At 27.6% G+C, this 7,481-nt stretch carries 8 protein-coding genes and 2 tRNA genes; 9 read left to right on the forward strand and 1 reads right to left on the reverse strand.

Going from position 1 to position 7,481, the window contains the following annotated elements:
- Position 1: 1 nt before the first annotated feature.
- The 7 genes from glmM (at position 2) to AVBRAN12640_RS01950 (ending at position 5,859) form a co-directional block, all read left to right on the forward strand.
- A complete protein-coding gene (gene glmM / locus AVBRAN12640_RS01920; protein WP_336608820.1) occupies positions 2-1,324 on the forward strand; it encodes a phosphoglucosamine mutase in 1,323 nt (440 codons plus the stop codon).
- Positions 1,291-1,782, forward strand: a complete 492-nt coding sequence (lspA, locus tag AVBRAN12640_RS01925; protein WP_336608821.1) for a signal peptidase II — start codon at positions 1,291-1,293, stop codon at positions 1,780-1,782. The genes glmM and lspA overlap by 34 nt, the downstream gene beginning before the upstream one ends.
- Positions 1,766-2,209 carry a protoporphyrinogen oxidase HemJ gene (gene hemJ / locus AVBRAN12640_RS01930; RefSeq protein ID WP_214117160.1) on the forward strand — a complete coding sequence of 148 codons (444 nt, stop codon included), beginning with the start codon at positions 1,766-1,768 and terminating at the stop codon, positions 2,207-2,209. Before lspA ends, hemJ begins: the two co-directional genes overlap by 17 nt.
- A gap of 160 nt (positions 2,210-2,369) precedes the next feature.
- Positions 2,370-3,101 (forward strand): IclR family transcriptional regulator, encoded by a 732-nt coding sequence (locus tag AVBRAN12640_RS01935; RefSeq protein ID WP_214117161.1) that lies wholly within the window; start codon positions 2,370-2,372, stop codon positions 3,099-3,101.
- A 144-nt stretch (positions 3,102-3,245) separates the two neighbouring features.
- Complete coding sequence (dcuC, locus tag AVBRAN12640_RS01940) at positions 3,246-4,556, forward strand: C4-dicarboxylate transporter DcuC (protein WP_214117164.1); 1,311 nt, start codon at positions 3,246-3,248, stop codon at positions 4,554-4,556.
- 121 nt (positions 4,557-4,677) lie between these two features.
- Positions 4,678-5,478 (forward strand): adenylosuccinate lyase, encoded by an 801-nt coding sequence (locus tag AVBRAN12640_RS01945; protein ID WP_214117176.1) that lies wholly within the window; start codon positions 4,678-4,680, stop codon positions 5,476-5,478.
- 87 nt (positions 5,479-5,565) lie between these two features.
- Positions 5,566-5,859, forward strand: a complete 294-nt coding sequence (locus AVBRAN12640_RS01950; protein WP_214117178.1) for a DUF2325 domain-containing protein — start codon at positions 5,566-5,568, stop codon at positions 5,857-5,859.
- Positions 5,860-5,914: 55 nt separating this feature from the next.
- Here the strand turns inward: AVBRAN12640_RS01950 and AVBRAN12640_RS01955 are convergent, their stop codons facing one another.
- Positions 5,915-6,904, reverse strand: coding sequence for a bifunctional 3,4-dihydroxy-2-butanone 4-phosphate synthase/GTP cyclohydrolase II (locus AVBRAN12640_RS01955; protein WP_214117180.1), 990 nt, complete (start codon positions 6,902-6,904; stop codon positions 5,915-5,917).
- A 152-nt stretch (positions 6,905-7,056) separates the two neighbouring features.
- On the opposite strand from AVBRAN12640_RS01955, the gene AVBRAN12640_RS01960 reads away from it, so the two are divergent.
- Positions 7,057-7,131, forward strand: a tRNA-Gln gene (locus tag AVBRAN12640_RS01960).
- A gap of 11 nt (positions 7,132-7,142) precedes the next feature.
- Positions 7,143-7,218 (forward strand) — tRNA-Met (locus tag AVBRAN12640_RS01965).
- The last annotated feature ends 263 nt before the right edge of the window (positions 7,219-7,481 follow it).

Here is a 7,481-nt window from a genome sequence, read left to right on the forward strand (position 1 = left end):
AATGATATTTGGAACAGATGGAATTAGAGGTTTTGCAGGTAATGATTTAAGTGCTTTTAAAGCTCTTAAAGCTGCTATGGCTATTGGAATTTTTTTTAAAAATAAAGCATTAACAAAAAAAGTAATAGTTGGAAAAGATACTAGAAGAAGTGGTTATATGATAGAAAATGCAATCGTTAGTGGTCTTAATGCAGTAGGTTTTAATGTATTGCAAATTGGCCCTATGCCTACACCTGCTGTTGCTTTTTTAAGTCAAGATTTAAGATGTGATTTTGCTATTATGATAAGTGCTTCTCATAATCCTTATTATGATAATGGTATTAAAGTATTTGATGCTAATGGATTTAAATTAAGCGAAAGCGAAGAATTTGAAATAGATAGAATATTTAATGATGATAATTTAATTAATTCGCATCTTGCAATAAAGGATAAAATCGGCTCTGCAAAAAGAATTGATGATGTAATAGGTAGATATATAGTTCATATTAAAAATTCTTTTCCAAAAGATACAACCTTAAAAAACCTTAGAATTGTGTTAGATTGTGCAAATGGAGCGGCTTACAAGGTTGCGCCTGCTGTCTTTTCTGAATTAGGAGCTGATGTTATAACATTAGCTTGTGAGCCAAATGGAATAAATATTAATGATAATTGTGGAGCACTTCATCCAAATATGTTAGCTAAAGAAGTAAAAAGATTAAGAGCTGATGTTGGGTTTGCTTTTGATGGAGATGCTGATAGATTGGTTGTGGTTGATGAAAACGGAGAAATCATTAATGGAGATATTTTATTAGGGGTTTTAGCAAAAGCTTTAAAAGATAATAATAATTTAAGCGGTGTTGCAATTAGTAAAATGAGTAATATGGGATTTTTAAATTATCTTAAAAAACACGATATTTCTTATATTACAACCGATGTTGGAGATAAATATATTCTACATGCAATGCAAGATAAAAATTATAATTTTGGTGGAGAGCAAAGCGGACATATAATTTTTAGCGATTATGCAAAAACTGGTGATGGCATAGTAGCAGCACTTCAAGTAGCAAAATTATTATTAAATAAAAAAGCTAGCGAGATTTTTAGCGAAATTAAATTATTTCCACAAAGCTTAACAAACCTAAAAATCACAGAAAAAAAACCTTTAGATAAATTAGAAGGCATAGATAACTTATATGAAAAATTAAATAAAAATAATGTGAATTATTTATTTAGATATTCAGGAACTGAAAATTTAATGAGAATATTACTTGAATGTGAAAACGAAAAAACCTTAAAAAATATGGAAAATGAATGTATAAAATACTTTCAAAGTGTGCTAGTATGAGAAAAAAAATTATCATCTCAAGTCTTATAATAGCCATTGTAATAATCTTAGATAGACTTAGTAAAAATATATTTTTAGCAGGTTATGAATGGCATTTTACCCCTATTAGTTTTTATTTAGTTTTTAATGATGGGGTTGCTTTTTCAATGCTAAGTTTTTTACAAGAATATCTAAAATATATTCAAATAATGTTGCTTATAATTGCTGGAATACTTTTAATTAAAGAACAAAAATTCCTAAACGATAATTATTATGCCCTATCATTCATATTAGCTGGGGGCATAAGCAATGTTTATGATAGGTTTTTATATCCTGGAGTTATTGATTTTATAGCTTGGCATTATTGGTTTAACTTCGCTGTTTTTAATATTGCTGATGTGTGTATTAACCTTGGCGTTATTATAATAATTTTAAAAGAAATTTTTAAGAAAAGGAAGAAAAATGGAATTTCTAGCTAACAATTATGATTGGATAAAATGGCTTCATTACTTAGCGTTTATTTCTTGGATGGCGACTTTGTTTTATTTGCCACGCCTTTATGTATATCATCAAGAACATTCACATAAAAAAGAATTTGTTGAAGTTGTAAAAATTCAAGAAGATAAATTGTTTTATTTTATAGGACAACCTTCTATGATAATTACACTACTTACTGGAATTTTAATGATTAGTGCTAATTCAACCTTGATGAAACTTGGTTATTTTCATCTTAAATTATTGTGTGTTGTTCTACTACTGATTTATCATTTTGATTGCTTAAGATACCTTAAACAACTAAAAAACGATACTTGTAAAAAAAGTGGTAAATTTTTTAGAGCTTATAACGAAGTGCCTACTATAATAATGATAGGTATAATTACTGCAATGATTATAAGACCATTTTAAATAGGAATACAACATATTCCTATTTAAACAATAATGTATATTATTAGTTTAAATTCTTTTAAAAACTAAATAATAATACTAAGCTAAAAAACTTGTAATTTTAAGAGATAATTAAGAAATATCTAATATATTAAAATATCTTACATAAATAGGAAAAATCTTGGATACTTTACATCAACCAACTTTAAGGGTTATTAAAATTTTAGAGACTTTAAAAAATTGTGATGAAGGTCTTAACATAACACAAATTTCAAAAGAATGTAAAATCAGTGTGGGAACTCTTCATCCTATTTTAAAAACACTTTGTGAATTAGATTATTTAAGTTTTGATAATAAAAATTATAAATTATCTTTTTGTCTAAATCCAGAACTAGAACAAAGGAAATCTACAAAAATTATAATTTATTATATGGATGAGCTAGCTAAAAAAATAAGATTAGCCGTGCAATTAGGGATTTTAAATGGTAAAAAAGTAATTTATTTACATAAAAGTGAAGGTAATGAAAAAATTATTCTAAAGACAAAAGCTGGAGATGTAGCCAATGCTAACGCAACTGCTCTTGGTAAAGCATTGTTATTTGATAAGAATTTAAATGAATTAAAAAGTATTTTCAAAAAACAAATTCTAGAGCAAAATACTGCAAGAACAATCAATAATATAAATGATTTATACGACAATATTCAGTATTGTAAAAATCTAGGTTATTCTTATGAATATGGAGAATATGATGATGATTTTTCTTGTTTTGCTGTGCCTATTTATAAAAACCAACAAATATTTGCTGCAATTAGTGTTACTATCTTGAAATTTCATATAAATGATGAAAAAAAGGATTTAATAACAACAGAATTATTAAAATATAAAAAAATTATAGAAGAGCAATTACAATAATTATTTTAATAGTATTTAATATTTATATTAAATATATTTTAATTATTGCTTTATCATTTTTATAATTTATATCAAATTAACAACTTTCAGTTAGAATAAATGAAAATTAATTTTAATTTTTATTACTTAATTTAAGGAGAAAATATGGAAAGTTTTGCAATTCTTAAAATTGCACTAGCGTTAATAGTAGTAATTGTTACTATTACACTTTTAATTAAACGCCACGAATCAAGAATGGTTCTTTTTACAAGTGGTGTTGTTTTATGTATTATTGCAGGTGCTCCAATGGACGCACTAGAAGCTTTTACTAAAGCGATAAAAAAGGCAAACATTATTGAACCAATAGTTGCTGCTATGGGTTTTGCTTATGTTTTAAAGCTTACAACTTGCGATAAGCATTTAGTTCATGCTTTGTCAAAAGTATTAAAATATGCAGGTATTTTTCTAGTTCCTGGAGCTGTATTAATCACTGCATTTATTAATATTTCAGTAACTTCTGCTGCTGGTTGCTCTGCTGCTGTTGGTGCGGTTATTATCCCGCTACTTATGAGAATGGGGGTTCATCCTGCACTTGCTGCTTCAACCGTTTTATTAGGAACTTATGGAAGCGCAAACTTAAACCCTGGTTATCATCAGACAAATATAGTCGCTGAAGTTAGTAAAGTAAATGTAATGGAAGTAATTCATTATGAAGCGTTTTATTTTGGAGTAAGTGCTGTAATTTGTGCTTTTGGATTGATGATTGTTGGCTTACTTTTAAAAGAATATAAAGGTTATGTTCTTGAAGATGAAAGCAATGATGATAAAGATTTCAAAATCAATCCTATAAAAGCTATAGTTCCAATTGTTCCTGTTGCTATACTTTTAGTTCTTAGCAATTCGCATTTTAAAGAATGGTATGAAGCTACTTTTGCACTTAAAGTTCCAAAAGTTGGCATTGGTCATGCAATGATTATTGGCTCATTATTAGCATTTATTACTTGCTTTAAAGATGTAAAAGCCGGTGAAGTTATGAAGAAATTTTGTGCTGGTATGGGTGAAGGATTTTCACATGTATATGGAATCATTATTTGTGCGGGGATATTTGTTGCAGGGCTTGAAGCCATGGGATTTGTTCAACAATTAATTGATTTTATGAAATCAAACCCAAATATTGCAACTTTCATAGGTTCTGTTGGAACTTTTGCCCTAGCCTTAATAACAGGTAGCGGAGATGCTGCCGGAATAGCATTTAATCAAGCTGTAACAATAAAAGCAGCAGATATCGGACTAGACCCTATGCACCTTGGCTCTGTTGTAACTGCTGTAGCTGGACTTGGAAGAAGTATGAGCCCTATTGCAGGAGCTGCTATTATATGTGCTACTTATGCGAAGGTTAATCCAATTGAACTAGCTAAAAGAAATGCAATACCAACAATTATTGCAGCAATAGTATATGTATTAATCGCTATTTAAATTCTACATTGCAAAAGGAAAATTAATATTATTTCCTTTTGCAAAAGTTCTTTTGAAAATCACTACAATTATATTTGGAATACAAATTGCTTATTTATAAAAAACTTAATAAAGGTTATAAATGCAAGTTGTACAGAATTTAGAATCAATTAGTATAAATACTCAAGATTTTTCATTTTTTAAAGAAATGAAAGAAATAATTAATAAAAATTTTTCACAAAATATCGGAAAGAAAAGCAAATTAATATCATTTTATGTTGAAAATGAAATTCCACAAAGAAGATATTTTTTAAAATTACTATCAATATTGAATAAAAAATATAATAACGAACAACTTCAAAATATAAATACCGCATATTATAAAAAATTTAAACTAAATCTAGTAAGCGTAAATAGCCTAAAAGCAATGATAAATTGTAAGCTTGATTTTATGAGAAAAGATATAATTTTAAATTTCTCAAATCTTGAAAAAAATTTAATAATTTATCTTTCTAATTATTTTAAAGAGCACGATATAAAAATATTAAAAACTAAATTTATCATCACTTATAAAGATGAAAATACCTTAAGTTTATTAGATAAACTATGTGCTTGTAACGAGCATTTAAATTACTGCGTAAGCTTTAGTCTAAGCGAATTGGCTTATTTGCAATTTAAAAAAGAAATTAAAAATGAGCTGAAAAAAGACAATAGGTTTTTAAATGTTTGTATGCTTTTAGAAGAACATTTTAAAACATTGGGAGTGGAAGTAGGAGCTAGTTTTGATGTTGTAAGGAATAAATATCTTAAGTTAAGTAAAGTTTATCATCCTGATTTTCACTCGGAAAAAAGTGAAGAAGTAAAAAGAGTGTTAAAAGAAAAATTTGAAGAGATAAATATCGCATATGAAAGCCTAAAACCATTGTATAAAAATGTAAGTTAATATAATTATTAGAAATTTATAATAATTATCAGTTTCTTTAAAGGTTAATTGAGTATCATACTCAAAATTATTTTTAAGGAGAGTTTTATGTCAGTTTTGGTTATTGGTGCAGATGAGATTACCCCTATTAAAGCAGTTTTACATGACTTAGGTGCAAAAACAATCACTCATTGGGATGCTAGAAATGAAAATAGAGTAAATCGTCAAAGCATTCCACAAGATACTGGCTGTGTTGTTATGCTTACAAGTTTTTTAAATCATAACACTATGAAAAAAATAAAAAGTCAAGCTAAAAAAAGAAATATTCCTTTAGTATGTGCTAAGCGTTCTGTTAGCTGTGTGTATTGTGAATACTGCAAGGTTTTGGGTTTAAATAAATAAGCTTTAAAATAGAATTTGAAATCAATTATTTAATTTCAAATTCTAAATATTTTAATTATTCAATAATTAAGCCAAAGCCACTTAAGGCTGCAAATTGTTCTTGATTGCCTAAAAATTTAAACTTATTAATGCCTAAATCTTTTAAAATCTGTGCTCCTATGCCATAGTTTTTATCATCGCTTTTTAAGCCTTCCATAAATACTAGCATACCACCTTCTTTACTTAAATCATCTATTGATTTTAAAGTTTCTTCTAATTTAGTAGCATTTAAAATATTAATATCTTTAGAGCTCTTATAAAACTTAATCAGACTTTTTTCATTTTTACCTGCAAAAGCAAAAATAGTGTGAATATCTCCTAAAAAATCTTTATATACAATCTTTTTAACATCTTTACATAGTAATTTGGTTTTTTCTTCACTAATTTTTGATACTAAGCTTTCATTTTGTAATCTATATTTGATTAAGTCTTCAATAGTTACTAATTTTATATTGTGCTTTTTGCCAAATTCTATTAAATCATCACGCCTAGCCATTGTTCCATCAGGATTCATAATTTCACAAATTACACAAGCAGGAGTAAGACCAGCTAATTTACACATATCAACCGTTCCTTCCGTATGCCCTGTTCTAACTAATACACCGCCATCTTTTGCTATTAACGGATTAATATGACCAGGTCTTACAAAATCACTTGCAACTGCATTTTTATTTGCAAATAATTTTATAGTAGCATCTCTTTCGCTAGAACTAACACCTGTACTTGCCGTTTTAATATCTACCGTAATAGTAAATGCCGTTTCATGATTAGATGTATTTTTAGGAACCATTAGCGGTAATTCAAAATGCTCTGCAATTTTTTTATCTAGTGCTACACAAACAACACCCCTAGCATGTGTTAATGTGAAATTCACCTTTTCTGGTGTGCTAAATTCTGCTGGAAAAATCAAATCACCTTCATTCTCCCTATCTTCAGCATCTAACATTATCAACATATTTCCCTTTTTTAATTCTTTTATACCTTCTTCTATACTAACAAAAGACATATTTTTCCTTTTAATAATTATTTTAATTAAGTGTATGTAAAAATAATATATAAATGTTTAGAAATACAAAAAAATAAGTAAAAATTATTTTTTTAAAAATTTTACTTGACAAATATATTTTTTTGATATATAATCACGCTTTTAATTTGCATTGGGGTATCGCCAAGCGGTAAGGCAACAGGTTTTGGTCCTGTCATTCAGGGGTTCGAATCCCTTTACCCCATCCACTTTTATTTATCGCGAAATAGAGCAGTGGTTAGCTCGTCGGGCTCATAACCCGAAGGTCGGGGGTTCAAATCCCTCTTTCGCAACCATTTTAACATAATTAGAATACTTATTTAATATATAAATCTTTATCAGACTTCTTTTTTATATAAATGTTTAGAATTTTAACATCTTTGAACTTAAAAAATTCTTAAAATAGTTTAGTTTTATTTTACTTTGAAAATGTTGTTTTTTTATGTTGGTTTATTGCTTTTCTTAAGTGAAACTTAATAAGGTTGAAATGCCTATTACATAGGCATTTAAGGGGCGAATTTTTAAAATCTCGCAAATTTGTATAAATAAGACAAGGCGG

This window comes from Campylobacter sp. RM12640 (assembly GCF_020137595.1).
Classification (GTDB): Bacteria; Campylobacterota; Campylobacteria; order Campylobacterales; family Campylobacteraceae; genus Campylobacter_E.

What these genes read in the sequence shown, in the direction of transcription:
- glmM (WP_336608820.1), top strand. Translation starts at nt 2, where the DNA reads ATGATATTTGGAACAGATGGAATTAGAGGTTTTGCAGGTAATGATTTA.
- AVBRAN12640_RS01945 (WP_214117176.1), top strand. Translation starts at nt 4,678, where the DNA reads ATGCAAGTTGTACAGAATTTAGAATCAATTAGTATAAATACTCAAGAT.
- dcuC (WP_214117164.1), top strand. Translation starts at nt 3,246, where the DNA reads ATGGAAAGTTTTGCAATTCTTAAAATTGCACTAGCGTTAATAGTAGTA.
- AVBRAN12640_RS01950 (WP_214117178.1), top strand. Translation starts at nt 5,566, where the DNA reads ATGTCAGTTTTGGTTATTGGTGCAGATGAGATTACCCCTATTAAAGCA.
- lspA (WP_336608821.1), top strand. Translation starts at nt 1,291, where the DNA reads ATGTATAAAATACTTTCAAAGTGTGCTAGTATGAGAAAAAAAATTATC.
- AVBRAN12640_RS01955 (WP_214117180.1), bottom strand. Translation starts at nt 6,904, where the DNA reads ATGTCTTTTGTTAGTATAGAAGAAGGTATAAAAGAATTAAAAAAGGGA.
- hemJ (WP_214117160.1), top strand. Translation starts at nt 1,766, where the DNA reads ATGGAATTTCTAGCTAACAATTATGATTGGATAAAATGGCTTCATTAC.